The following is a 24236-nucleotide window of genomic DNA, read 5'->3' on the forward strand; positions in this document are numbered from 1 at the left end:
CATGAGCACCATCGAGGACCCCACAGAGGACCAGCTGGAGGTCACTCCGCCCAAGACCTGGGCGACCGGACTGCCCGCGGTCACGCACGCGATCCAGTACTCCCTGGGCCAGACCACGGTCCGGCGGACGGCACTGACCCTGCTGAACATCAACCAGCCCAAGGGCTTCGACTGCCCCGGCTGCGCCTGGCCGGAGCCGGCCGTGGGCCACCGCGCCAAGAACGAGTACTGCGAGAACGGCGCCAAGCACATCAACGACGAGGCGACCTCGCACCGGGTCACCGCCGACTTCTTCCGGACACACTCCATCGCGGAGCTGGGCGGGAAGTCCGACTACTGGCTCAACCAGCAGGGCCGGCTGACCGAGCCCATGGTCAAGCGCCCCGGCTCCGACCACTACGAGCCGCTCGGGTGGGACGAGGCGTTCGGCCTGCTCGCCGAGGAACTGCGCCGCCTCGACTCGCCCGACGAGGCCCTCTTCTACACCTCGGGCCGGCTGAACAACGAGGCCGCGTTCCTCCTCCAGCTCTTCGCCCGGGCCTTCGGCACGAACAACCTGCCCGACTGCAGCAACATGTGCCACGAGTCCAGCGGCTCCGCGCTGATGGAGACGCTCGGCATCGGCAAGGGCAGCGTGAGCCTGGACGACATCCACCACGCCGACCTGATCTTCGTCGTCGGCCAGAACCCCGGGACCAACCACCCGCGGATGCTGTCGGCGCTGGAGGAGACCAAGCGCAACGGCGGCCGGATCGTCGCCGTGAACCCGCTGCCCGAGGCCGGGCTCATCCGGTTCAAGCACCCGCAGAAGGCCCGCGGCATCGTCGGCCGCGGTACGGCCATCGCCGACCAGTTCCTGCAGATCCGCCCCGGTGGCGATCTCGCGCTCTTCCAGGCGCTGAACCTGCTGCTCCTGGAGGCGGAGGAGGCCCGCCCGGGCACGGTCCTCGACCACGGGTTCATCCAGACGCACACGACGGGATTCACCGAATTCGCCGAGCGGGCCCGGAAGGTGGCCTGGGAGGACATCCTCACCGCCACCGGGCTGACCCGCGAGGAGATCGAGGCGGTCGCCGAGAAGGTGCTGGGCAGCGAGAAGATCATCGTCTGCTGGGCGATGGGGCTGACGCAGCAGAAGCACGCCGTGCCCACCATCCGTGAGGTGGTCAACTTCCTGATGGTGCGCGGCAACATCGGCAGGCCCGGCGCGGGCGTCTGCCCCGTACGCGGCCACAGCAATGTGCAGGGCGACCGGACCATGGGCATCTGGGAACGGATGCCGCAGACCTTCCTGGACGCCCTGGAGCGGGAGTTCGCCTTCACCCCGCCCACCGAACACGGCCTCGATTCCGTCGACGCCATCCGCGCCATGCGGGACGGCCGGGCCAAGGTCTTCCTGGGGGTCGCGGGCAACTTCGTCCGCGCCACCCCCGACAGCGACGTCACCGAGCGGGCGATGCGACGGTGCCGGCTGACCGCGCACATCTCCACCAAGCTCAACCGCTCCCACACCGTCTGCGGTGAGACCGCGCTGATCCTGCCCACGCTGGGCCGCAGCGACCGGGACATCCAGGAGTCGGGCGAGCAGTTCATCACCGTCGAGGACTCGATGAGCGAGGTGCACGCCTCCCGCGGCCGGCTGGAGCCCGCATCGCCGCACCTGCTCAGCGAGGTGGCGATCATCTCGCGGCTGGCCCGGCGGACGCTGGGCGGGACCCCGTCGATCCCGTGGGAGAAGTTCGAGGCGGACTACGGCACGATCCGGGACCGGATCTCCCGGGTCGTACCGGGCTTCGAGGACTTCAGCGTCCGGGTGGACCGGCCGGGCGGTTTCCGGCTGACCAACCCGGTGAACGAGGGAGTGTTCCCGACGGCGAGCGGCAAGGCCGTCTTCACCTGCAACGACTTCGAGATGCTGAGCGCGCCCGCCGGGCACCTGGTGCTCCAGACCCTGCGCTCCCACGACCAGTGGAACACCATCCCGTACGCCATGAACGACCGCTACCGGGGCATCCACAACGCCCGCCGGGTGGTGCTCGTGAACCCGGTCGACCTCGAGGAGCTCGGGTTCGCCGACCGCGACGAGGTGGACCTGGTGAGTGTGTGGCGCGACGGAGTGGAACGCCGTGCGGAGAAGTTCCGGGTGGTCGCCTATCCCACCACCCCCGGTTCCGCCGCCGCGTACTACCCCGAGACCAATGTCCTGGTCCCGTTGGACAGCGTGGCCGACATCAGCAACACACCGACGTCGAAGGGCGTCGTGGTCCGTCTGGAACCGGTCGGCACTCCGGCCTGAGCCACCGCCCATGACCTCCCGACCGAGCCGCCCCCGGCAGTCCGCCGGGGGCGGCCGTCGTGCCGCCCGAATGCGCGGCGGCGTCAGTGGGAAGGGGAAAGCGTCGTACGCGCTCTGGACACGAGACCGACCCCGCTTCAGAATACTGACTACTCCATACTGTATGCACACCTGTCAGGCCGGGCGCGAACCGTCCCGGGGCGCGGGTCCGATGTCGCCGGGCTCGGTCGACTCTCGAGCGGGCGGCGACAGGCTTCCCTGGATGACCAGTGTCTTTTCGAACTCGACCGGAGTGAGGTAGCCCCAGCATGTCGACATCAGCACAAAGCTCTGCGCGGTCCACCGGCGTCGCCCTCGGCACGGAGACGGTCATCGACCGCCTCGTGAAGTCCAATCGTGAGTACGCCGCCGGGTTCGCCGACCCGGGCATGGGTGCCCGCCCCGTGCTGGGAGTGGCCGTGGTCGCCTGCATGGACGCCCGTATCGACCTGCATGCCGCGCTGGGGCTGGAGTTGGGCGACTGCCACACCATCCGCAACGCGGGGGGTGTGGTCACCGACGACACGATCCGCTCCCTCACGATCAGTCAGCGTGCCCTCAACACCCGCAGCGTCATACTCATCCACCACACCGGCTGCGGTCTGCAGAGTCTGACCGAGGACTTCCGTCACGAGCTGGAACTGGAGGTCGGGCAGCGTCCGGCCTGGGCGGTGGAGGCCTTCACCGACGTGGACCAGGACGTACGGCAGTCGATGCAGCGCGTGCGCACGTCCCCGTTCCTGCCGCACACCGATGACGTCCGGGGCTTCGTCTTCGACGTGACGACCGGACTGCTCCGGGAGATCGACCCGCGGATCTGACCGCGGATCCGAGCGCATCCCGGGCCCCGGGCCCGCCGAGCGGCGCCCGGGGCCGAGGGCTGCCCTGAGCCGTCCCGCGGCCGCATGAAATCCCCGAATTGCCTCCTCCCCTCCTCTGGCGCATTCCGGAAGTCATCTGCATACTGTATGCAATCCCTGGTCGCCCTGCTCCCCGCGGTGTTGAGGCTTCGGACACCGGCAGGATCATCGGCGCGGGGAAACCGAACCTCCCCGCCCAGGGGAGCGCGAGCACTGCATCCGCTTCAGGCGATCGCCGGCCGACAGCGGACCGGAAACCACTCCCGAGGGGGTCACCCCGTGTCGTACCGCACCGCTCTCTCCCACGTCCTGGACGGCGTCATCTCGCAGGCCGCCGCAACGACCGGCACGGAGGGGAGATTTCCCCGCGGTTCCGTGACGGAGCTGGGCCGCACCGGACTGCTCGGACTCACCGTCGCCACCGAACTCGGCGGCGGCGGCCTCGGTCTGCCGGATGCGGCCGACGTGGTGGCACAGGTCGCCCGCGTGTGCCCGGCGACCGCGGCCGTGCTCCGGTCCCACTACGCGGCGGTCGCCGTCATCGAGTCCCACGGGAACCCGTGGCTCCGTCGTGAGATCGCCGCCGGCCGACACCTCAGCAGCCTCGCGCTGGCCGAGGACGGCCCCGCCGCGCCGGGCGTGCTGAGTGAACAGGAGGCGCAGGCCCGGCTCTGGACGACCCGTGCGACCGCCGTTCGCTCCGGTGAGGTGGTCGCGCTGTGCGGGCGCAAGCACCAGGTGACCGCCGCGGGGGAGGCCGACAGCTACGTCTGGTCCTCCCGGCCGCTCACGGCGCCGGACGGGCTGACGCTCTGGGTGGTGCCGGCCCACGCGCCCGATCTCTTCGTCCCGGCCCGGCCGGACGGCGAGGGGCCGCACGGCAGCGCGACGTCCACGGTCTTCGCCGACCCGGTCCTGATCCCCGTCGACGCGATGCTCGGATCGGACGGCGGAGGGCTCGACACCGTGCTGCGCACCGTGCTGCCGTGGCTGCTCGAACTGGGGACCGCCGGTGGGCAGTCCGTGGCGGGCGGCACCTCACCCTGGGCCGCACGTCGCCCCACCGACTCCCTCGCGTCGTCCTGACACCGGCGGCGGGACACACATGAGTCAGGGGTGCGGGCCGATGGCGGGGGCCGCCCGGCGTCGATGCCGGGGGAAGCGGGCAAGTCGGGCCGCGGGGGCGGCGGTTCCTCGTCGGTTCCGCGGGTCGGTCCGGTCAGTTCTGACCGGTACCGGCGGCGATCTGCTTGCGGTAGAAGTCCGTGGTGTGCTCCGTGTGCTTGCGCATGATCTCGCTCGCACGGTCCGCGTCGCCCTTGGCGATGGCCTTGATCAGCAGGGCGTGTTCGTTCCACGCCTCCTTGCCGCGCGGCTGGGCGATGGGCGTGTAGTACCAGCGCACCTTCTGGCCGACCTGCGAGATCAGCTCGGCCAGCACGGCGTTGTCGGCCACGGAGGTGATGAAGGCGTGCAGCTCGGTGTTGGCCGACACCAGGCGTTCGACGTCGCCCTGGCCGAGCGCGTCGACGCCCGCCTGCTGCAGGACCCAGAGCCGCTCGATGTCCTCGGGCTTCGCGTTCCCGGCGGCGAGTTGGGCCGAGTACGTCTCCAGCACCGCGCGGACGCTGAGCAGTTGGGCCGCTTCCTCCTCGGTGGGGGAGTGGACGAAGGCTCCCTGGGAAGGGCGCAGGTCGACCCAGCCGTTGGTCTGGAGCCGTTGCAGCGCTTCACGAACCGGCTGGCGGCTGACGCCCAGGTGCTCGGCGAGCTCGGCCTCGACCAGGTGCTGGCCGGGCTTGAGGGAGCCGCTCACGATCAGCTCGGTCAGGGCGTCGTAGACGGCTTGGCGCAGCGGTGCCGGGCGGGCGACGCGGCGGGTCGCCGCTGCCGTCAGTGCCTCGCGCATGGTTCCCCGATCTGCCGCCGGGCCGGTGGGGCCGACGACTGTGCCAGTGGTGGCCGCCGAGACGGTCGCCGGCGGCGGGCAGGCTCCAGCATACAGGTTTTCGTATGCAAGATGGCCTGTACTGCGGCGATGCGGCCGGGCTCGGGGGAGCGGGCCCACGTGCCCTGACGATCCTCTACAGGCTTCTGTATACAGAAGCCTGTATGGGGTATCGTCGCGGTTATCCCGTCGCTGGGAAGGTGAGGCGGCTCTTCTGCGTCGGTCACGGACCCCGCGCATCCGCAGAAGACGGAAGGCGAAGCGATCATGACGACCAGCGGGAGTGATGTGTCGGTCGAGAACGTGGTCCGGACGGTCGTGGCTGGTCACCGGGGTCAGCGCGGAGCGCTGCTGCCCGTACTGCACGCCCTTCAGGCCGAGTTGGGGCACGTACCCCAAGAGGCGATTCCGGTACTCGCCGACGAGTTCAACCTCTCACGGGCGGACGTCCACGGAGTGGTCACCTTCTACCACGACTTCCGGCGCGAACCGGCGGGGCGCACGACCGTACGGATATGCCGTGCCGAGGCCTGTCAGGCGCTGGGCTCCGAGAGCCTGGTCGGCTACGCCCGCGAGGCCGGACTGACGCTGGGGGAGACGACCCCCGACGGTTCGGTCACCGTCGAGCAGGTCTTCTGCCTCGGCAACTGCGCGCTCGGCCCCTCGGTAGAGGTGAACGGCCGACTGCACGGACGCGTGGGCACGGCCCGGCTGGGCTCGATCATCAAGGGGGCAGTCTCTTCATGAAGGACTTTTCCGACTCCGCGGCGACCGTCTACGTACCCTGCGACTCGGCGGCGAGGTCCGTCGGCGCGGACGAGGTCGCGGACGCCCTGCTGCTGGCCGCCACCCGCGGAGAGTTCGCGATCGACGTGGTGCGCAACGGATCACGCGGCATGCTGTGGCTCGAACCGCTGGTCGAGGTGGCCACCCCGCACGGCCGGGTCGGCTACGGACCCGTCGCACCTGAGGACATCGAGTCCCTCCTCGCCGCCGGCATGCTCGACGGGGCGGACCATCCACTGCGGCTGGGTGTCGTGGACGAACTGCCCTGGCTGGCGCGCCAGACGCGGGTCACCTTCGCCAGAGTCGGGGTGACCGACCCCCTGTCGCCGCGGGACTACGAGGCACACGGCGGCCTGGCCGGGCTGCGCGCGGCGCTGGAGCTCACGCCCGCGGACGTGGTCACGGAGGTCACCGAATCCGGACTCCGCGGCCGCGGCGGCGCGGGATTCCCTGCGGGCATCAAGTGGAAGACCGTGCTCGGCTGTCCCGACGAGCTGAAGTTCATCTGCTGCAACGCCGACGAGGGCGACAGCGGGACCTTCGCCGACCGGATGGTCATGGAGGGCGACCCGTTCATGCTCATCGAGGGCATGACGATCGCCGCGCACGCGGTCGGGGCGAGCGAGGGCTACCTCTACATCCGCTCCGAGTATCCGGACGCGGTGGCCACGATGCGTGCCGCGATCGGGATCGCCCGCGAGCAGGGATGGCTCGGGACGGGCATCCTCGGCTCCGCACTCGACTTCGACCTGCATGTACGCGTCGGCGCCGGCGCGTACATCTGCGGCGAGGAGACCTCCATGCTGGAGAGCCTGGAGGGCAAGCGCGGCACGGTCCGCGCGAAGCCGCCGATCCCGGCGATCGAGGGCCTGTTCGGCAAACCGACCGTGGTGAACAACGTCCTCACCCTGGCCACCGTGCCGACCGTCCTCGCCCATGGGGCGAAGGCGTACCAGGAACTGGGCGTCGAGCGCTCGCGCGGCACCCAGGTGTTCCAGCTCGGCGGCAACATCGCGCACGGCGGCATCGTGGAGACGGCGTTCGGCATCACCCTGCGCGAACTCGTCGAGGACTACGGCGGAGGGAGCTTCTCCGGCCGCCCGGTGCGTACGGTGCAGGTCGGCGGCCCGCTCGGTGCGTATCTGCCGACGTCGATGTTCGACCTCCCGATGGACTACGAGGCCTTCGCGGCCGCCGGTGCGATGGTCGGCCACGGCGGTCTCGTGGTGTTCGACGACACCGTCGACATGGCCGCGCAGGCCCGTTTCGCGATGGAGTTCTGCGCCGAGGAATCCTGCGGCAAGTGCACACCGTGCCGCGTCGGTTCGGTGCGCGGCGTCGAAGTGATCGACAAGATCGTGGCCGGTCAGCACCGGGACGAGAACCTCGCCCTGCTCGAAGACCTCTGCGATCTGATGACCGATGGCTCGCTGTGCGCGATGGGCGGTCTGACGCCGATGCCCGTCCGCAGTGCCATCACCCATTTTCCCGACGACTTCCTCGGCGGCCGTCGAAGCCTGGGGATCCAACCCGTACAGACGACTGGCGCGAGGACGGAGGGCACGGCATGACACTTCTCAAGGAGCCCGACTTCGGAACCCCGGAAAGGCCCGGCGAGGCCACGGTGTCGGTGGAAGTGGACGGGCTGTCGGTAGCCGTCCCCGAAGGCACGTCGGTGATGCGCGCCGCGGCGCTCGCCGGTGTCGACATACCGAAACTGTGCGCCACCGACAGTCTGGAGCCGTTCGGCTCCTGCCGGCTGTGCGTGGTGGAGATCGACGGGCGGCGCGGCACCCCGGCGTCCTGCACCACGCCGTGCGCCGACGGGATGCAGGTGAGGACACAGACGCCGAAGGTGGAGAAGCTCCGCCAGGGCGTCATGGAGCTCTACATCTCCGACCATCCGCTGGACTGCCTCACCTGCCCGGCCAACGGCGACTGCGAACTGCAGGACATGGCCGGCGTGGTGGGGCTGCGACAGGTCCGCTACGGCTACGAGGGCGAGAACCACCTCGACGCCGAGAAGGACACGTCCAACCCGTACTTCGACTTCGACCCGTCCAAGTGCATCGCCTGCTCCCGCTGTGTGCGGGCCTGCGGCGAGGTGCAGGGCACCTTCGCGCTCACCATCGAGGGGCGCGGCTTCGAGTCCAAGGTCTCGGCGGGCGCCGGCGAGTCCTTCATGGACTCCGAGTGCGTCTCCTGCGGGGCCTGCGTCCAGGCGTGCCCGACGTCGACGCTGCAGGAGAAGTCGGTCGTCGAACTCGGCATGCCGACCCGGTCGGTGGTCACCACCTGCGCCTACTGCGGTGTCGGCTGCTCGTTCAAGGCCGAGCTGCGTGGCGACGAACTGGTGCGGATGGTGCCGCACAAGGACGGCGGGGCCAACGAGGGCCACTCCTGTGTGAAGGGCCGCTTCGCCTTCGGCTACGCCACGCACCCCGACCGGGTGCTCAAGCCCATGGTCCGCGAGAAGATCACCGACCCGTGGCGCGAGGTCGAGTGGGACGAGGCCATCGGCACGGTCGCCACCAAGATGCGCGAACTCCAGGGCCGTTACGGGCCGAGTTCGATCGGCGCCATCTCCTCCTCGCGCTGCACCAACGAAGAGGTCTACGTCGTACAGAAGATGGTGCGCGCGGCCTTCGGCAACAACAACATCGACACCTGCGCCCGGGTCTGCCACTCCCCGACGGGATACGGACTCAAGCAGACCTTCGGCGAGTCGGCCGGCACGCAGGACTTCCGGTCGGTGGCCGAGGCCGACGTGATCATGGTGATCGGCGCGAACCCCACGGACGGGCACCCGGTGTTCGCCTCGCGGATGAAGCGCCGGCTGCGCGAGGGCGCGAAGCTCATCGTGGTCGACCCGCGCCGTATCGACCTGGTGCGCTCCCCGCACATCGAGGCACAGCACCACCTCCAGCTCAGGCCGAGCACCAACGTCGCCGTGGTCAACGCCATGGCTCACGTGGTGGTCACCGAGGGGCTGGTCGACCGGTCCTTCGTGGACCAGCGGTGCGAGGGGTTCGACGACTGGGAGGAGTTCATCGCCCGGCCGGAGAACAGCCCGGAGGCGGTCGAGCCGATCACCGGTGTGCCGGCCGAGGAACTGCGGGCCGCGGCCCGGCTCTACGCCGAGGCACCCAACGGGGCCATCTACTACGGCCTCGGGGTCACCGAGCACAGCCAGGGCTCGACCATGGTCATGGGGATGGCCAACCTCGCGATGGCGTGCGGCAACATCGGCCGGGACGGCGTCGGCGTGAACCCGCTGCGCGGTCAGAACAACGTGCAGGGCTCCTGCGACATGGGCTCGTTCCCGCACGAACTGCCCGGCTACCGGCACGTCTCCGACGACGCCGTGCGCCATGTGTTCGAGAACCTGTGGGGCGGCACCCTCCTCGCCGAGCCCGGCCTCCGGATTCCCAACATGTTCGACGCGGCGATCGACGGGACCTTCCGCGGTCTGTTCGTGCACGGCGAGGACATCGCCCAGTCCGACCCGAACCTCAAGCACGTCACCGCGGCGCTGGAGGCCATGGAGCTGGTGGTCGTCCAGGACCTGTTCCTGAACGAGACGGCCAAGTTCGCGCATGTCTTCCTGCCCGGCGCCTCCTTCCTGGAGAAGGACGGCACGTTCACCAACGCCGAGCGCCGGATCAACCGGGTGCGCGCGGTGATGAAGCCGAAGACGGGCAAGCACGAGTGGCAGATCGTGAGCGAGATCGCCACCGCCATGGGCTATGCGATGTCGTACGACCATCCCAGCCAGATCATGGACGAGATCGCCTCGGTCACGCCCACCTTCACCGGTGTCTCCTTCGAGGTGCTGGACAAGCTCGGCAGCGTCCAGTGGCCGTGCAACGAGTCGGCTCCGGAGGGAACGCCGGTCATGCACGTGGACGAGTTCGTCCGCGGCAAGGGCAGGTTCGTGGTCACCTCCTTCGTGCCGACGACCGAGCGCAGCACCCGGCGCTTCCCGCTGGTCCTGACCACGGGACGCATCCTCAGCCAGTACAACGTCGGCGCCCAGACCCGCCGCACCGGCAACGTCGCCTGGCATCCCGAGGACATCCTGGAGCTGCACCCGCACGACGCGGAGGTGCGCGGCATCACCGACGGCGCCATGGTGACGCTGGCCAGCCGGGTCGGGCGGACGACGCTGCGCGCGGAGATCTCCGACCGCATGCCGACCGGGGTCGTGTACACGACGTTCCACCACCCCGTCACCGGCGCCAACGTGGTGACCACGGAGAACTCGGACTGGGCGACCAACTGTCCCGAGTACAAGGTGACCGCCGTACAGGTCGCGCTCGCCCGCCCGGGCCGGCCCGACGACGCGGAGATCACCGAGGACGCCCTGGTCGCGGTGGTGGACTGAGATGACAGCCACCGTGCCGGCGGAGTGCAGGATGGCGAACGACATCGCCAGGAACCAGGCGTACCTGCCCGCCGATCAGGCCGCCGAGGCGATCGCCGGCCACATCGAGCGTTTCTGGGACCCGCGGATGCGCAGCAGGCTGTCCGGCTTCGTCGAAGCCGGAGCGGACGGTCTGGACCCCCTGGTGGTGGCCGCGGTCGCGCTGCTGCCCTGACAGCAGGTCTTCACCCGGGCCCGGATCTCCTCCGGGCCCGGGGCTCGGCGGGCGCCGACCGCATGGTCGGCCGTCCAGTCCCGCAGGCCCGTGCCCTTTCGCCGGTGACCACCTCGATCGTGGAGGTGACGGCAGGGCGCGGGCCTTCGTGCGTCGGGTCTCCCACGGCCGTGGGCGCCGTTGACGGCACCTGCTGGGCCCTCTCGTGGGCGGGCACCCCGGACGCGGCCGGCGGCGCTGCGGCCCCCCGCGCGGTCTCGTATACGACCCTTGCGGTGCAGCCGGGTAGACGTGGAGCCGCCCGCACGGGTAATGCCCTAGTCAATCTTCCTGACATCCTCTGGACATCTACTTTCCCTGCTCCATACCGTATGCAATCTCCAGTATGGGAGCTGGAGCTGTGAGGACTCGGTACCGCCCGCCTCACCGCCTGTGCGTCGTCAGGGTCCGGGTTGCCGCTCTGGACCCCGGCCGCCCGACAAGGCGCACTTACCCACCGCATGAAGAGAAGGGCACAGGGAGCGCACGCCAAACTCTTTTCAGGCAAGGGAAGGCAACATGTCAGCAATACCTGAGGCGACTCCCGTTCCCTATCGGGAAGTCACCGACGCGAACGGCCGCGTGTACCGGGTCGGGGAGAGCGACCGGTCCATCCTGGGCAGGCCCAGGGCCTGGATGGTCTGGCTCCCGTGGTTCGCGATGATGGGTGTCAGTGTCTTCGAGTACGGCTACAGCTCCGCCGAGTCGACGCTGGAGAGCGTCCACGGCTGGTCGCTGACGGAGGCGTTCTGGATCGCGAGTATCTGGGCCGTCTTCCAGGCAGGGGTGGCCTTCCCCGCCGGCCGGCTGCGGGAGAAGGGGGTCGTGTCGGCGAAGACCGCGATGCTCACCGGCGCACTTCTCTCCGGCCTCGGCATGGCGTCCCTCGCCCACTTCGGGAACCCCGCGATCGTGATCATCGGCTACTCGGTGCTGGGCGGCACCGGCGCGGGCCTGGTCTACGCGACCTGCATCAACATGGTCGGCAAGTGGTACCCGGACAACAAGGGAGCCCGCACCGGCTTCGTCAACGGCGGCTTCGCCTACGGCACGCTGCCGTTCATCTTCGTCTTCAGCTACTGGTTCCACCCCGGGAACTTCAAGCTGGTGCTCGACCTGATCGCCGTGTTCATGGTGGCCGTCGTGGCTGTCTGCGGCATGTTCTTCAAGGACCCGCCGAAGAGCTGGTGGCCGGACGACGTCGACCCGCTGAACCGCGGGACGACCGAGGACGCGGCGCGAACCGCCAAGCGCCTGGCCAAGAACCCGCCGGCCGTACGCCAGTTCACGCCGATGGAGGCGATCAGGACCGGACAACTGCCGCTGATGTGGTTCGCCCTGGTGTGCATCGGCGGGGTCTCGCTCTTCGGTATCAACTTCCAGGTCCCGTTCGCCAAGAGCCTCGGCTTCGGGCCGCTGGTGGCCGCGTCCTCGGCGGGTGTGCTCGCCGTGGTCAACGGCGTCGGCCGGGCGGCCGTGGGCTGGCTGTCCGACACCCTGGGCCGCCGGCAGACACTGACGCTGGTCCTGCTGGTGGCAGGCGTGGCGCAGTTCGGCGTCCTGTGGTCGGGCAACGCCCACAACGAGCCGCTCTTCCTGTTCTTCGCCTTCCTCAACGGATTCGGCGGCGGTGCCTTCTACCCACTGTTCGCCGCGCTCGTACCGGACTACTTCGGCGAGAACAACAACGCCCAGAACTACGGCCTGGTCTACAGCGCCAAACTCGTCGGCGGAGTGGGCGGCGGTGGTGTGGCCGCCTCGGTGATCAGCGCCTGGGGCTACACCGGCGGCTACAGCCTGGCCGGAGGCATCGCCTTCCTCTCCGCGCTGATCACGATGTTCCTGCGACAGCCGGGCAAGTCGGGCAAGGGCCTCAACGCCGGTCCGGAGACCGGCGGCCGGCCCGAGCTGGCCGCGGTCGACGCGACCGGCTGAGCGGTCCGCCCCGGGACCGTCCGGTCGGCGCCCCCTGAACCGTGCGCGGGCGAACGGACTCAGGCTCGGGACAGCGGCAGTTCCGCGCCGGGTCGTCCGCGGCACGGGGCGAGGCCGGCCGGTGGGATGCGCTTCCTGCTCCGGCCGGCCTCGCCCAACTCCTCGGCAGCCAGGCCTTCTTGCCCTTCCGGCCGATGCGGCCGTGCTCGTTTCCCCCTTCGTCCGGTCCGGGCGCCGGCGCTGGCACCCGGACCGGGCCTCGTCGTGTACGGCCCCCGAGTCAGCCGCCGATCGCTGACATCGGGCGCCGGGGCCGGCGGAAGGACGGGCTGTCGAGCCCGGAACCGGCGCCCTTTCCCCACATCGCGGCCCGCCACAGCTCGGCGATGCGCTCGTCCGGCGCGCCGGAGCGCAGGGCCGCGCGCAGGTCGGACTCCTCGTGGGCGAAGAGGCAGTTGCGGACCTGGCCGTCGGCGGTGAGACGGGTGCGGTCGCAGGCGCGGCAGAACGGCCGGGTCACCGAGGCGATCACGCCCACGCCGGCCGGTCCGCCGTCGACCAGCCAGCGTTCGGCCGGCGCGGAGCCGCGGACCGACGTGACCTCGGGTGTGAGGGTGAAGCGGGCGGAGAGCCGGTCGAGGATCTCGGCCGCGGTGACCAGGTCCTCTCGCTGCCAGCCGTGCTGGGCGTCCAGCGGCATCTGCTCGATGAAGCGCAACTCGTAGTCGTGATCGAGGGCCCAGCCGAGGAGGGCGGGGCCCTCGTCGTCGTTGACGCCCCGCATGAGGACCGCGTTGACCTTGACCGGGGTCAGGCCCGCCTCGCGGGCCGCGGTGAGACCGGCGAGGACGTCGTGGTGCCGGTCGCGGCGGGTGAGGGTGCGGAAGACCTCGGGGCGCAGGGTGTCGAGGGAGACATTGACCCGGTCCAGGCCCGCGGCGCGCAGTGCTCCGGCGGTGCGGGCCAGACCGATGCCGTTGGTGGTGAGGGAGAGCCGGGGGCGGGGGCCGAGGGCCGCGCACCGCTCGACGATGCCCACCAGTCCAGGGCGGAGCAGCGGTTCGCCGCCGGTGAAGCGGACCTCCGTGACGCCCAGCCGCGTCACCGCGACCGAGACCAGGCGGACGATCTCGTCGTCGGTGAGCAGTTCCGGCTTGGGCAGCCATCGCAGGCCCTCTTCCGGCATGCAGTACGTGCACCGCAGGTTGCAGCGGTCGGTCAGCGAGACCCGCAGGTCCGTCGCGGTCCGGCCATGGGTGTCGAGCAGCACGGTGTGCCCCTTTCGCGTGGAGCGGCAGCGCTGGGGCGGGGTTGGCGCAGCCGCGGCTGTGCCAACCCCGCCCCAGCGCGGGTACGTCGTCTCAGAGGGTCAGAGGGCCTTGAGTTCCTCGGTGATCTCGGCGACGGAGCTCTTCGCGTCGCCGAAGAGCATCGTGGTCTTCGGGTCGTAGTACAGCTCGTTGTCGATGCCGGCGAAGCCCGGGCTCATCGACCGCTTGAGGACGATGATCGAGTGCGCCTCGTCCACGTTCAGGATGGGCATCCCGTAGATCGGCGAACCGGGATTCGAGCGGGCGGCCGGGTTGGTGACATCGTTCGCGCCGATCACGAGTGCCACTTCGGTCCGGCTGAACTCGGCGTTGATGTCGTCCATTTCGCGCAGCTGCTCGTACGGCACGTCGGCCTCGGCGAGCAGCACGTTCATATGGCCCGGCATCCGGCCGGCGACGGGATGGATGGCGTGCTTGACCTCGACGCCGCGGTCCTCCAGATACCTGGCCATCTCCCGCACCGCGTGCTGGGCCTGCGCGACCGCCATGCCGTACCCCGGCACGATGACCACCTGGCTCGCGTACGCCATCTGGATCGCCGCGTCCGCCGCGCTCGTCCGGCGTACCGTCTGGTCCACCGGGCCGGCGCCCGGCCCCCCGGTCACCGCACCGCCGCCGAAGCCGCCGGCGATGATCGAGGGGATCGACCGGTTCATGGCCTTGGCCATCAGGTTGGTCAGGATGGAGCCGGACGCGCCGACGATCATGCCGGCCACGATCATCGCGGTGTTGTCGAGGGCCAGCCCCGCGGCCGCCGCGGACAGTCCGGTGAACGCGTTGAGCAGCGAGATCACCACCGGCATGTCGGCACCGCCGATCGGCAGGACGACCATCACACCGAGCACCGCGGCGAACACCAGCACCCCGATGATCAGCAGCTCGGCGCCCGCGCCCGCGCCGATGGCCGAGGCGCAGCCGACCGTGGCGAGGAACAGCACGATGTTCAGCGGCTGTTGCCCGCGGCCGAGGCCGAGCGGGCGGCCGGGCAGGACCTCCTGGAGCTTCCCGAACGCGACCAGGGAACCCCAGAACGAGACCGAGCCGACGACCGCGCCGAACAGCGAAGCGATCGCCACGTACGAGGCCTCGGAGGCGTAGGCATGGGTGTCCCGGAACTCGACCCAGGCGACCAGCGCCACGGCGCCGCCGCCGACCCCGTTGAACAGCGCCACCATCTGCGGCATGGCGGTCATCTTGACCCGCCGCGCGCTCGGCACCCCGAGGACCGTGCCCAGGCCGATGCCCAGCACGATCAGCCACCAGTTGCCCGTGCCGGGGGTGAGCAGGGCGGCGACGACCGCGATCGCCATGCCGGCCGCGGCGATGAGGTTGCCGCGCACCGCGGTCCGCGGCCCGGTCAGGCCCGAGAGGCCGTAGATGAACAGGCTGAACGCGATGATGTAGAGCACGTGGATCAGGTCACTCATGGTCGTCGGCTCCCTTCGCGGCGGGGCTCGGCTTGTTCTTGAACATGCCGAGCATGCGGTCCGTCACCAGGAATCCGCCGACCACGTTGATCGTGCCGAACGCGATCGCGATCACCAGCAACAGCTGGTTGAGGAAGCCGGACGCGGCGTGTCCCACCAGGATCAGGCCGCCCAGCAGCACGATGCCGTGGATGGCGTTGGTGCCCGACATCAGGGGCGTGTGCAGGGTGTTGGGCACCTTCGAGATCACCGCGAAGCCGACGAAGCCGGCCAGCACCAGAAGGGCGATATTGGCGAGGAACATCAGGCCTCCTCATCCCGTGTGACGCAGGAACCGGCGAGGATCTCGTCGGAGAAGTCGGGCGCGACCTTGCCGTCGACCACCATCAACTCCAGCAGCGACAGCACATTGCGGGCGTAGAGCTCACTGGCGTGTTCGGGCATGGTGGCCGGCAGGTTGAGCGGGGCGGCGACGGTGACGTCGTGCCGTACGACGGTCTCGCCCGGCTCGGTGAGCGCGCAGTTGCCGCCCATCTCGCCGGCCAGGTCCACCACCACGCTGCCGGGCCGCATCCGCCGTACCGCCTCGGCCGTGACCAGCTTCGGCGCGGGCCGGCCGGGGACCAGCGCGGTGGTGATCACCACGTCGAAGCCGGCGACCGCCTCGGTCAGCCGGCGCTGCTGCTCGGCCTGTTCCTCCTCGGTCAGCGCGCGGGCGTAACCGCCCTCGCCGGCGGCCTGGACGCCCAGGTCCAGCCACTTCGCGCCGAGCGAGCGCACCTGCTCGGCGACCTCGGGCCGGACGTCGAAGCCGGTGGTGCGCGCGCCCAGCCGCTTGGCGGTGGCGAGGGCCTGGAGCCCGGCCACCCCGACGCCGAGCACCAGGACCGTCGCGGGCTTCACCGTGCCGGCGGCCGTGGTGAGCATCGGGAAGAAGCGGGTGGACCGCTCGGCGGCCAGCAGGACCGCCTTGTACCCGGCGACGTTGGCCTGCGAGGACAGCGCGTCCATGGACTGGGCCCGTGAGATGCGCGGTACGGCCTCCATGGCGAATCCGGTGATGCCGGAACCGCGCAGCCGTGCCGTGACCTCGGGGCGGGTCAGCGGGGCCAGAAAGCTGATCAGCGTGCTCCCGGATCCCAGCGAGTCGATCTCCCGCTCCGTGGGCGGGTTCACCTTGACCACGACATCGGCGTCCCAGGGATCGCCGATGGTGGCTCCCGCCTGCTCGTACCGCTCGTCGGGGATCAGTGCGCCGGCGCCTGCGCCGGCCTCGACCACGACGGCCAGGCCGGCGGCCCGCAGCCGCTCGACGACATTGGGTACGAGCGCGACGCGGCGTTCGCCGGCCGCCGTTTCGAGAGGCACCCCGATCAGGGCCGTGGGCCCGGTCTCTGTTGCTGCGGTGTCCCGTGTCATGTGGTGTCCCTCATGGCTGTGCACATGTCCCTTCGCGGACTGGGCGTGGGCAGGGGCGACCCGGTCCGGTAACCCGTGACGAGGTGTTCCCATCGAGTGAGGATACTGCATACAGTATTCATTAAGTCCCCCTCGAGAGGAGCCACCGTGAAAATTGCAGTCCTCGGAGCCGGTGCGATCGGCGCCTATGTCGGAGCGGCACTGCACCGGGGTGGCGCGGACGTCCACCTCGTGGCCCGCGGTGAGCATCTGCGGGCGATCCGGGCCCATGGGGTCCGTGTGAACAGCCCCCGGGGTGACTTCGTCGCGCGGCCCCACGCCACTGACGACCCGGCCGAGATCGGCGCCGTGGACTTCGTGTTCCTGGGTCTCAAGGCGCACTCGTACGCCTCCAGCGGATCCCTCGTCGCCCCGCTGCTGGGCGAGCGGACGGCGGTGGTGGCCGGGCAGAACGGCATTCCGTGGTGGTACTTCCACCAGCTGGCGGGACCCTACGAAGGACGCCAGATCGAGGCGGTCGACCCGGGCGGCGCCACCAGCAAGGTCCTGCCGCCGGAACGGGCGATCGGCTGTGTGGTCTACCCGGCCACGGTGATCGAGGCCCCCGGTGTCATCCGGCACCTGGAAGGCACCCGCTTCTCCATCGGCGAACCCGGAGGAGAGGTCTCCGAGCGGTGCACGGCGCTGAGCGAGGCCATGATCGCGGGCGGGCTGAAGTGTCCGGTCGAGCCGAACCTGCGGGACGACATCTGGATCAAGCTCATGGGCAACGTCGCCTTCAACCCGATCAGCGCGCTCACCCGGGCGACGATGGTCGAGATCTGCCAACATCCGCCCACCCGGCGCCTGGTGACCCTGTTGATGGAGGAGACCCTCGACATCGCCTCCAGGGTGGGCAGCACCCCGGACATCTCGATCGAGAAGCGGCTGCGGGGAGCGGAGGGCGTGGGACACCACAAGACCTCGATGCTGCAGGATCTGGAGGCGGGCAAGCAGCTGGAACTCGACGCCATCGTGACCGCGGTGGTGGAGATGGCCGACATCGCCGGCGCCGAGGCGCCCAACCTGCGCGCGGTGCACGCCGCCATCGATCTGCTGTCGCGGCGCAGCGCGCCGGGTGCGGGGGCGGTCACCGCCGCACCGCAGTAGATTTCCCGGAACGGCGCGGCTGCCTGCGAGAACCGCCGCACCGCCCGGTGGGACAGCACGATGATCGCGGGGGCCGGGCTCGATAAGCTGGGCCGGCCCCACGGCATCCGGCCTGTCCGTCTTCGGCCGCTCCGGGGACGTCTCGACGTCCCCGGAGCGGAACGGCCGGCACTGACGGCCTTGCGACTCCCGCAGGAGGTGCCGGTGCGGCTTCAGGCAGAGAGGAGTCGTTGATGCTGTTCCGCCAGCTGGAGTACTTCGTGGCGGTGGCCAGGGAGAGACACTTCGCCCGGGCGGCGGAATCCTGCTACGTGTCCCAGCCCGCGCTGTCGGCGGCGATCGCCAAGCTGGAGCGTGAGCTGAACGTCACGCTGATCAACCGGGGTCACAACTACCAGGGCCTCACCCCGGAGGGCGAACGGCTGGTCGTGTGGGCCAAGCGGATCCTCGCCGAGCAGGACGCCTTCAAGGCGGAGGTCGCCGCCGTGCAGTCCGGCATCAGCGGAACGCTGCGGCTGGGCACCGACCCCACGGCATCGACGACCCTGGCGCTTCCGGTGGCCGCGTTCTGCGCGGCCCACCCGCTGGCCAAGGTGCAGGTCCGCTCCCGTCTGTCGACCAAGGAACTGCACCGCCAGTTGCGCGACTTCGAGCTGGACGTGGCGATCGCCCACTTCGATCCGGGCGACCAGGAGGGCCTCCAGGTCGTACCGCTGTACCAGGAGAGGTACATGCTCCTGGTCTCGAGCGACCAGCTGATGTCCCAGACCTCCGTGATGACCTGGGCGGAGGCGGCCCAGATGCCGCTGGCGCTGCTGACCCCCGACATGCGGATCCGGCAGATCATCGACGGCGTCTTCGCGGACAAGGGATTCGTGGTGACCCCCCAGGTGGAGACCGACTCGATCGCCTCCCTGTACGCGCATGTGGGGGGCGGTGAGTGGGCGAGCATCGTGCCGCACACCTGGCTGCGCGCCATGCCGGTGATCGGCAGGACGCGCGCGCTGCCCCTCGTCGACCCGGAGGCCGGGGCCCAGGTCTCGGTGGCGATCCACGCGGCGACCCCCGGCTCGGTCGCCGCCCGCGCGTTCGTGAACGCGGCGACCGGCCTGTCGCTGGACAGCTTCTTCGATCAGCCGCTGCCGACCGAGCCCCGCGTGCGGTGAGCCAGCCGAGCGAGCCCCGCGTGCGGTGAGCCGGAGCCCGGGTGACGCAGCCCGTGACGTCAGGTCACCGGCCGTACCGGGCCTCCACCGCCTGCCGGTCCAGCGCGCCCTTGGCGGTGTGCGGCAGCGCGGCGACGACGTCGAGCCGGTCCGGCACCTCGAACGCGGCCAGCCGGTCCCGGCAGTACTGCAGGATCTGCTGGGACCCGATGCCCTCTCCCTCGCGTACGACGACGGCGGCGCCGACCCGCTGCCCGTAGGTCGGGTCGGGAAGGGCGAACACGGCCGCCTCGGCGACCCCGGGGCATCCGGCGAGAATGTCCTCGACGTGCTCCGGTGAGATCTTCTCGCCGCCGCGGTTGATGAGGTTCTTGATGCGCCCGGTGAGGGACAGGAACCCGTCCTCGTCCAGCGATCCCAGATCACCTGTGCGGAACCAGCCGTCGGCGAAACTGCGCGCCGTCTCGGCCGGGTTGCCCAGATAGCCGCGGGCCACGGTGGGACCGTGCACCCACACCTCGCCCTCCGTGCCGGCCGGGCAGGTCAGCCCGTCCGGGTCGACGACCCGCAGGTCCACCCCGGTCGGCCGGCCCACCGACCCGTGCTTCAGGGGTCCCCGCGGCGGCAGCGGTTCACTGGTCGCCTGGTGCGTGGACTCGGTCATCCCGTACGCGGACAGGAGCGGCGCCCCGAGCGTGCGCTCCAGTGCCCGCTGGGTGGCCGTGTTGAGCGGGGCACTGCAACTGCGGACGAACTTCAGGGGCGGCGGCTGGGGGCCCGGGCACTCGGTCTCCGAACGGTCCAGCAGGATCTCGTAGATGGTGGGGACGGCGGTGAACCAGGTGGCGGCCGCGGCCCGCATGTCGTCCCAGAACGTGTGGGCCGAGAACCGTCCCCGCTCGGGGAGCAGTACGCAGCCTCCGCTGGCCAGGGACGCCAGCAGCGCCGCGAACAGGCCGTGACCGTGGAAGAACGGCATCACCGCGACCGTCGCGTCGCCGGGCCCCAACTCGTAGGTGGCGCAGATGTTCCGCACCGACGCGGCCACGTTGGCGTGCGTCAGCGGAACCATCTTGGCCCGGTCGGTGGTGCCCGCCGTGAACAGGACGAGGGCGTCCTGGCTCACGAGTTCGTGCGCCGCGCCCCGGGCGTGCCGCACCATGCGCGTGCCGGTGTCGAGCCCCACCGCCGCCGTCCCCGCACGGGAGACGTCCACGCGCAGGGGCCAGGTCGGCAGCCGTACCGGGGCGATCGGCGGGGCGCCGGCCGCGGCGGGACCGAGGAGCACCGCCTGCGCGCCCAGCGCCTCGAGCCGGGCGGACAGCTGGGACTCGGGCAGGGTGGGGTCGACCGGCGCGACCACGAGGCCGGCGCGTGCCGCACCCAGCATCCCGACGACGAACTCGGCGGTGTTGGCGCAGAGCAGCCCGACCGCGTCGCCCCGGCGCAGCCCCGTGCCACCGAGCCGCGCCGCCACGTCGTCGGCCAGCGCGGCGAGGGCGCGGTAGGACAGATGGACACGGCCCCCGGTGACGACCAGGGCCCGGGCGTGCGGACGTTCGCGGACGTGCCGGTCGAGAAGATCGACCAGGCCCGTGAGCGCCGGGGGCCGGTACCGGTTCACGTCGCGCACGGATGCTGCGGCCGGAACGGCCATGACCCCACCTCCTCGCGCACCTTCTGATGAAGCAGTCATCTGCGAGCCTGCGGTGGCGCGCGGTGCCCGGTCCAATACCCGCTGGTGAACGGGCAATAGCAGGCATCTATCAAGCGTGCTGCAAGGCCAGGTCGGCCGCCTCCACCAGCCATCGATAGATGCTGTTTATCGGCTGGTCGTCGATGGGTCTTGGACGCGGGCGAGCGGGCTGCGGAAGGTGAGAGGAGTAGCCGCACAGGCAGGACCTGCCCAAGGAGGACCTCGGACCATGACCGCCCCCTCGACACTGGAGACCGCGGCAACAGCCGACGTTCCGACCGAGCTCACCGACGGGTACCACCTGGTCGTCGACGCGCTGAAGCTGAACGACGTCGACACCATCTACGGGGTGGTCGGCATCCCGATCACCGACCTGGCCCGTCTCGCCCAGGCGCAGGGCATCCGCTACATCGGCTTCCGGCACGAGAGCAACGCGGGACACGCGGCGGCCGCGGCCGGCTATCTCACCAAGAAGCCGGGCGTGGCCCTGACCGTGTCCGCTCCGGGCTTCCTCAACGGGCTGGTCGCGCTGGCGAACGCCACCACGAACTGTTTCCCGATGGTGCAGATCTCCGGTTCCAGCGAGCGCCATCTCGTCGACCTGAAGCAGGGCGACTACGAGGAGATGGACCAGCTCGCCGCCGCGCAGCCGTTCGTCAAGGCCGCGTACCGGGTGAGCCGGGTAGAGGACATCGGCCGCGGCATCGCCCGCGCGCTGCGCACCGCGATCTCGGGCCGACCCGGCGGTGTCTACCTCGACATCCCGGCCGCGGTGCTCGGCTCGATCATGGACGCGGAGGAAGGCGCCAAGACGCTGAGCCGCCTCGTCGACCCGGCGCCACGCCAGCTGCCCGCCCCGGAGGCGGTGGACCGCGCGATCGAGCTGCTGGCCGGCGCCCAGCGGCCGCTGGTGGTGCTCGGCAAGGGCGCCGCGTACGCGCAGGCGGACGCCAAGATCCGTGAGTTCATCGAGTCCACCGGTGTTCCGTACGTACCGATGTCGATGGCGAAGGGCCTGCTGCCCGACGACCACCCGCAGTCGGCGGCCACCGCCCGTTCGCTGGCGCTGAAGAAGGCCGACGTCGTGGTGCTCGTCGGCGCCCGGCTGAACTGGTTGCTCAACCACGGCGAGGCGCCGAGCTGGAACCCCGACGCGAAGTTCATCCAGATCGACATCGAGCCCAAGGAGCTGGACAGCAACCAGCCCATCGCGGCCCCGCTCGTCGGAGACATCGAGTCGGTGCTCGACGCGATCGCCGAGCGGACCAAGCCCGGCCAGATCGCCACGCCGGCGGCCTGGAAGGACGAGCTGGCCGCACGCTCGGCGCAGAACGTCGCCAAGATGGCGAAGCGTCTCGAGGCCGACCCGAGCCCGATGCAGTTCATGGGCGCGCTGAAGGCGGTACGTGACGTCATCCACGCGCAGCCCGAGACGTACCTCGTCAACGAGGGCGCCAACGCGCTGGACATCGCGCGCAACGTGATCGACATGCACGTTCCGCGCCACCGCCTCGACAGCGGTACGTGGGGTGTCATGGGCATCGGCATGGGCTACGCGATCGCGGCCGCCGTGGAGAGCGGCGCCCCCGTCGTGGCCGTGGAGGGCGACAGCGCCTTCGGGTTCAGCGGCATGGAGCTGGAGACGATCTGCCGCTACAAGCTGCCCGTGGTCACGGTCATCATGAACAACGGCGGTGTCTACCGCGGTGACGACGTGAACCCGCTCGACGACGCCCCCTCGCCGACCACCCTCATGCTCTCCGCGCGCCACGACCTGATGATCGAGGCCTTCGGCGGCAAGGGCTACCGCGCGACCACGCCCGCCGAGGTCAGCGCCGCCCTCACCGAGGCCCTCGCCTCGGGCGGCCCGGCACTCATCGACTGCGTGATCGACCCCTCGGCCGGCACCGAGAGCGGCCACATCGCGCACCTCAACCCGAAGGGCATCACCGTCGGCAACATCACGGCGAAGAAGTGACCGCCCCCCTCCCCGAACCTCTGCGCCCGCACAGAGCCCACACTCGCACCGCGAACATTCACGAGAAGGAAACCACCATGAGTGAAAAGCCGCTCGCCGGAATCAAGGTGATCGACTTCACCGGGGTCCAGGCCGGTCCCGCGTGTACACAGATGCTCGCCTGGTTCGGAGCCGACGTCATCAAGGTCGAGCGCCCCCAGGGCGGCGATGTGACCCGCAATCAGCTGCGGGACATCCCCGACCTCGACGCCCTGTACTTCACCATGCTGAACAGCAACAAGCGTTCGCTGGCCATCAACACCAAGACCCCCGGCGGCAAGGAGGTCATGGAGAAGCTGATCCGCGAGTCCGACATCCTGGTCGAGAACTTCGCGCCGGGTGCCATGGACCGTATGGGTCTCAGCTGGGAGTACATCCACGAGCTGAACCCGCGCCTGATCTTCGGCTCGGTCAAGGGCTTCAACGACGACTCGTCGTGGTCCGACCTCAAGGTCTACGAGAACGTCGCGCAGGCGGCCGGTGGCGCCGCGTCCACCACGGGTTTCTGGGACGGCCCGCCGACCATCAGCGGCTCGGCCCTCGGTGACAGCAACACCGGTATGCACCTGCTGATCGGCCTGCTGACCGCGATCATCCAGCGCAACGCGACGGGCCTAGGCCAGAAGGTATCGGTGTCCATGCAGGACGCCGTGCTCAACCTGACCCGGGTCAAGCTCCGTGACCAGCAGCGCCTGGAGAAGATCGGCTACCTGGAGGAGTACCCGCAGTACCCGCACAGCGAGTTCGGCGACGCGGTGCCCCGCGGTGGCAACGCCGGCGGCGGCGGTCAGCCGGGCTGGATCCTGAAGTGCAAGGGCTGGGAGACCGACCCCAACGCCTACATCTACTTCACGGTCCAGGAGCAGAACTGGAAGCGCACCGCCGAGGCCATCGGCCACCCCGAGTGGGTCGACGACCCGGAGTACACCACCGCCCGGGCCCGCCAGCCGCACATCATGGAGATCTTCGGCGAGATCGAGAAGTGGCTGGCCGACAAGACCAAGTACGAGGCGGTCGACATCCTGCGTGTGTGGGAGGTGCCCTGCGCCCCCGTGCTCAGCATGAAGGAGCTCGCCGAGGACCCCGACATGCGCAAGAGCGGCACGATCGTCGAGGTCGAGCAGAAGGAGCGCGGCACCTACCTCACGGTGGGCAGCCCGATCAAGTTCTCCGGCTTCAAGCCCGACATCAAGGGTGCGCCGCTGCTCGGTGAGCACACGGACGAGGTCCTCGCGGACCTCGGCTACGACGCGAACGACATCCGCAAGCTGCACGAGGGCAACGTCGTCGCCTGACCGACCCGAACGTCCCGGGTGCCCTGCGCGCGTGTCATCGCGTGCGGGGCACCGGCGTGCGGACTCCGTGGGTGCTGCCCTCGCGCGAACGGACGGGCGGGTGCCTGCCGTTGAGTGCGAACGGACGGGCGGGTGCCTGCCGTTGAGTGCGAACGGACGGGCCGGTGCCTGCCGATGAGCGCGAACAGCCGGGCCCGTGCCTCCCGTTGAGGAGGACACCGGCCCGGCCGTCAGT

18 protein-coding genes are annotated in these 24236 nt (G+C 70.2%); 12 read left to right on the forward strand and 6 right to left on the reverse strand.

What is annotated here, in order from left to right; translation table 11 throughout:
* Position 1 precedes the first annotated feature (1 nt).
* From ACFWM2_RS01490 to ACFWM2_RS01500, 3 genes are all read left to right on the forward strand, one after another.
* Positions 2–2296 (forward strand): FdhF/YdeP family oxidoreductase, encoded by a 2295-nt coding sequence (locus ACFWM2_RS01490; RefSeq protein WP_383271797.1) that lies wholly within the window; start codon positions 2–4, stop codon positions 2294–2296.
* A gap of 308 nt (positions 2297–2604) precedes the next feature.
* A complete protein-coding gene (locus ACFWM2_RS01495; RefSeq protein ID WP_383271799.1) occupies positions 2605–3156 on the forward strand; it encodes a beta-class carbonic anhydrase in 552 nt (183 codons plus the stop codon).
* Between the two features lie 318 nt (positions 3157–3474).
* A complete protein-coding gene (locus ACFWM2_RS01500) occupies positions 3475–4281 on the forward strand; it encodes an acyl-CoA dehydrogenase family protein (protein ID WP_383271801.1) in 807 nt (268 codons plus the stop codon).
* Between the two features lie 133 nt (positions 4282–4414).
* Here ACFWM2_RS01500 and ACFWM2_RS01505 read toward each other — a convergent pair whose 3' ends face one another.
* The gene (locus ACFWM2_RS01505) at positions 4415–5104 is read right to left on the reverse strand and encodes a GntR family transcriptional regulator (protein WP_383271803.1); all 690 of its coding nucleotides are present in this window, start codon (positions 5102–5104) and stop codon (positions 4415–4417) included.
* A gap of 306 nt (positions 5105–5410) precedes the next feature.
* Here ACFWM2_RS01505 and ACFWM2_RS01510 point away from each other — a divergent pair, with 306 nt between their 5' ends.
* The 5 genes from ACFWM2_RS01510 to ACFWM2_RS01530 all read left to right on the forward strand — a co-directional run bounded on the left by ACFWM2_RS01510 (position 5411) and on the right by ACFWM2_RS01530 (position 12501).
* On the forward strand, positions 5411–5890 hold the full coding sequence (locus ACFWM2_RS01510; RefSeq protein WP_383271805.1) for an NAD(P)H-dependent oxidoreductase subunit E: 480 nt from the start codon (positions 5411–5413) through the stop codon (positions 5888–5890).
* The gene (locus ACFWM2_RS01515) at positions 5887–7500 is read left to right on the forward strand and encodes a formate dehydrogenase beta subunit (RefSeq protein ID WP_383271807.1); all 1614 of its coding nucleotides are present in this window, start codon (positions 5887–5889) and stop codon (positions 7498–7500) included. The genes ACFWM2_RS01510 and ACFWM2_RS01515 overlap by 4 nt, the downstream gene beginning before the upstream one ends.
* Positions 7497–10313 (forward strand): formate dehydrogenase subunit alpha, encoded by a 2817-nt coding sequence (gene fdhF / locus ACFWM2_RS01520; protein ID WP_383271809.1) that lies wholly within the window; start codon positions 7497–7499, stop codon positions 10311–10313. Before ACFWM2_RS01515 ends, fdhF begins: the two co-directional genes overlap by 4 nt.
* A 31-nt stretch (positions 10314–10344) precedes the next feature.
* Positions 10345–10527, forward strand: coding sequence for a formate dehydrogenase subunit delta (locus ACFWM2_RS01525; protein ID WP_383271811.1), 183 nt, complete (start codon positions 10345–10347; stop codon positions 10525–10527).
* A gap of 558 nt (positions 10528–11085) precedes the next feature.
* Positions 11086–12501 (forward strand): OFA family MFS transporter, encoded by a 1416-nt coding sequence (locus ACFWM2_RS01530; RefSeq protein ID WP_383271813.1) that lies wholly within the window; start codon positions 11086–11088, stop codon positions 12499–12501.
* 280 nt (positions 12502–12781) lie between these two features.
* Here the strand turns inward: ACFWM2_RS01530 and moaA are convergent, their stop codons facing one another.
* From moaA to ACFWM2_RS01550, 4 genes are all read right to left on the reverse strand, one after another.
* The gene (gene moaA, locus ACFWM2_RS01535; protein ID WP_383271815.1) at positions 12782–13771 is read right to left on the reverse strand and encodes a GTP 3',8-cyclase MoaA; all 990 of its coding nucleotides are present in this window, start codon (positions 13769–13771) and stop codon (positions 12782–12784) included.
* Positions 13772–13870: 99 nt separating this feature from the next.
* Positions 13871–15259 (reverse strand): NAD(P)(+) transhydrogenase (Re/Si-specific) subunit beta, encoded by a 1389-nt coding sequence (locus ACFWM2_RS01540; RefSeq protein ID WP_383271817.1) that lies wholly within the window; start codon positions 15257–15259, stop codon positions 13871–13873.
* Positions 15252–15563 (reverse strand): NAD(P) transhydrogenase subunit alpha, encoded by a 312-nt coding sequence (locus tag ACFWM2_RS01545; RefSeq protein WP_383271819.1) that lies wholly within the window; start codon positions 15561–15563, stop codon positions 15252–15254. Before ACFWM2_RS01545 ends, ACFWM2_RS01540 begins: the two co-directional genes overlap by 8 nt.
* Positions 15563–16678, reverse strand: a complete 1116-nt coding sequence (locus ACFWM2_RS01550) for a Re/Si-specific NAD(P)(+) transhydrogenase subunit alpha (RefSeq protein ID WP_383271821.1) — start codon at positions 16676–16678, stop codon at positions 15563–15565. Before ACFWM2_RS01550 ends, ACFWM2_RS01545 begins: the two co-directional genes overlap by 1 nt.
* A gap of 147 nt (positions 16679–16825) precedes the next feature.
* Between ACFWM2_RS01550 and ACFWM2_RS01555 the strand changes: the two genes are divergently transcribed.
* Both ACFWM2_RS01555 and ACFWM2_RS01560 read left to right on the forward strand, forming a co-directional pair.
* On the forward strand, positions 16826–17827 hold the full coding sequence (locus tag ACFWM2_RS01555; protein WP_383271823.1) for a 2-dehydropantoate 2-reductase: 1002 nt from the start codon (positions 16826–16828) through the stop codon (positions 17825–17827).
* A 233-nt stretch (positions 17828–18060) separates the two neighbouring features.
* Entirely contained in the window at positions 18061–18993 is a 933-nt protein-coding gene (locus ACFWM2_RS01560) for a LysR family transcriptional regulator (protein ID WP_383271825.1), read from the forward strand.
* Positions 18994–19057: 64 nt separating this feature from the next.
* Here the strand turns inward: ACFWM2_RS01560 and ACFWM2_RS01565 are convergent, their stop codons facing one another.
* Positions 19058–20650, reverse strand: coding sequence for a FadD7 family fatty acid--CoA ligase (locus tag ACFWM2_RS01565; protein ID WP_383271827.1), 1593 nt, complete (start codon positions 20648–20650; stop codon positions 19058–19060).
* A gap of 268 nt (positions 20651–20918) precedes the next feature.
* On the opposite strand from ACFWM2_RS01565, the gene oxc reads away from it, so the two are divergent.
* Positions 20919–22667: an oxalyl-CoA decarboxylase gene (gene oxc / locus ACFWM2_RS01570; RefSeq protein WP_383271829.1), complete on the forward strand. Its 1749-nt coding sequence runs from the start codon at positions 20919–20921 to the stop codon at positions 22665–22667.
* A gap of 77 nt (positions 22668–22744) precedes the next feature.
* Complete coding sequence (gene frc, locus ACFWM2_RS01575) at positions 22745–24001, forward strand: formyl-CoA transferase (RefSeq protein ID WP_383271831.1); 1257 nt, start codon at positions 22745–22747, stop codon at positions 23999–24001.
* Positions 24002–24236 lie beyond the last annotated feature (235 nt).

This window comes from Streptomyces sp. NPDC058371 (assembly GCF_042723265.1).
Classification (GTDB): Bacteria; Actinomycetota; Actinomycetes; order Streptomycetales; family Streptomycetaceae; genus Streptomyces.